Source organism: Nocardioides sp., from assembly GCF_035547795.1.
In the GTDB taxonomy this organism is placed as follows: Bacteria; Actinomycetota; Actinomycetes; order Propionibacteriales; family Nocardioidaceae; genus Nocardioides.
In genome coordinates this window covers 1-1,922 of sequence record NZ_DASZUF010000058.1, presented here as the reverse complement: position 1 = coordinate 1,922, position 1,922 = coordinate 1, and the positions used below count along the sequence as shown (strand labels likewise).

Genomic DNA, 1,922 nt, shown 5'->3' with positions numbered 1-1,922 from the left:
CGTGTTCGTCCGCCACGGGCCGACGGGCAAGCCGCCGGCGAGGTGGGCGTTCGCGACCGGTCCCGACGAGCAGGCGTGGCGCCGCGCGCTTGGCCACCAGACCCGGCTGACGGTGACCGCGGCCGACGCGCTGGCAGCTGTTCGAGAGGCGTGGGCGGTGGCGCGTCCGGATCGTGGAGCAGCGTCGTCCTAGCAAGAGCGCACCGCCAGTGCGCCGAGCACGGCTCCGGCGGTCGTGTTCCCGCGAATCGGCGAGGACGCCGAAAATCGGCGAGTTTCGACTGGCCGATCGACGTCCTGTGGACCGTGTGAGGCCGACCGCCGAAGTCGCCTTGAACCGCCCCGGCGTGTCCGGAGACTCACTTTTGTGAGACCTCCGCCGGTGGCGTGAGGCTGTGGGCAGCGTAGTAGGCGGCCTCGAGTTGGGCGGGTGGGATGTCGCCGCAGTACTCGTACAGCCGCCGATGGTTGAACCAGTCGACCCACTCGGCGGTGGCGACCTCGACTTGGTCGATCGTGCGCCAGGGCCCTCTGGCCTTGATCAGCTCGGTCTTGTACAGGCCGTTGATCGTCTCGGCCAGGGCGTTGTCGTAGGACGAGCCGACCACGCCCATCGAGGGTCGGATGTCGTCGGCCGCGAGGCGTTCGGAGTAGGCCACCGACGTGTATTGCGACCCGTGGTCGTGGTGCGCGATCACCCCGGTCACGTCGCGGCCTTCACGGGTGCGGGTCCACACCGCATGCTCGAGCGCGTCCACGACCAGCTGGGCGGTCATCGAGGTCGACGAGCGCCAGCCGATGATCCGGCGGGCGTAGGCGTCGATCACGAACGCGACGTAGACCCAGCCGGACCAGGTCGACACGTACGTGAAGTCGGCCACCCACAGCCGGTCCGGCGCCAGCGGTGCGAACCGACGCATCACCAGGTCACCAGGACGCTTGGCCGACGGGTCGGGGATCGTGGTCCGCTTGACCTTGCCCCGGACCGCCCCGGCCAGCCCAGCCACCCGCATGAGGCGTTCGACGGTGCACCGGGCCACGGCGATGCCCTCGCGGTTCAACGCCAGCCACACTTTGCGTGCCCCGTAGATGCCGTAGTTCGCGCCGTGCACCCGACGGATGTGGACCAGCAGGTCCGCGTCCCGCTCCGCGCGGGCGCTGGGCGCCTTCGCGGCGTGCTCGTAGTACGTGGACGGGGCGATCTTCAGACCGTGCTCGGACAACACGGTGCAGATCGGCTCGACACCCCAACGCAGACCCCCGCCCTCGCGGTGGCCGACGTGCTCGCGGATGAACCCCACGATCAGCGGGAGGGCCGGTCGAGCTCGGCCGCAAAGAAAGCCGACGCCGCCTTCAAGATCGCGTTCGCCCGCTTCAGCTCCGCGTTCTCGCGCCGCAGCCGGCGCACCTCGGCCGACTCTTCGGTACTGACCCCGGCCCGGTCGCCGGCGTCGACCTGCGCCTGGCGGACCCACTGGCGCACCGTCTCGGGGGTCTTGACCCCCAGCAGCTGAGCGACCCGGCCCATCGCCGCCCACTCCGACTCCTGCTCGGCGCGCACCTCGGCGACCATTCGCACCGCACGCTCCCGCAACTCAGGCGGGTACCTCCTCGACGCACCACTCGACATGACCCCGATCCCAACCCTTCCAAGGACTGGAGTCTCCGGACACGCCGGGGCGGTTCAGACCGACAGCACGGCAGAGCTGATGTCCGACGGAGCGACATAGCTGATCTGGTTCAAGCCGGTGAACTGCCACACCAGGCGCTCGGTGAACACCGTCGAGCAGTACATCGGCGAGCCCGTCGTCCCGCATCGGCCCATGCCGTCGTCGCCGCTGAACTTGTAGCGACTCGTGCCGGTGCTCAGAACCGCGACCCACTCCGAAGCGCCGGAGTAGTAGACGGACGGGTCGATGTAG

At 69.6% G+C, this 1,922-nt stretch carries 3 protein-coding genes; 1 reads left to right on the top strand and 2 read right to left on the bottom strand.

Features of this window, described 5'->3' with window-relative positions:
- A partial coding sequence (locus tag VHA72_RS04440; RefSeq protein WP_325573234.1) for a hypothetical protein occupies positions 1 to 193 on the top strand: 193 nt, incomplete at its 5' end.
- 166 nt (positions 194 to 359) lie between these two features.
- Here the strand turns inward: VHA72_RS04440 and VHA72_RS04435 are convergent.
- Together VHA72_RS04435 and VHA72_RS04430 are read right to left on the bottom strand one after the other, a co-directional pair.
- Positions 360 to 1,630 (bottom strand): IS3 family transposase gene (locus tag VHA72_RS04435; protein WP_325573233.1). Its coding sequence is split into 2 segments (ribosomal slippage): positions 360 to 1,333 and positions 1,333 to 1,630, totalling 1,272 coding nucleotides; the frame shifts between segments, so codons are not numbered across the junction.
- 54 nt (positions 1,631 to 1,684) lie between these two features.
- Positions 1,685 to 1,922, bottom strand: a 238-nt coding sequence (locus VHA72_RS04430) for a hypothetical protein (RefSeq protein WP_325573232.1), incomplete at its 5' end; no start/stop codon positions are given.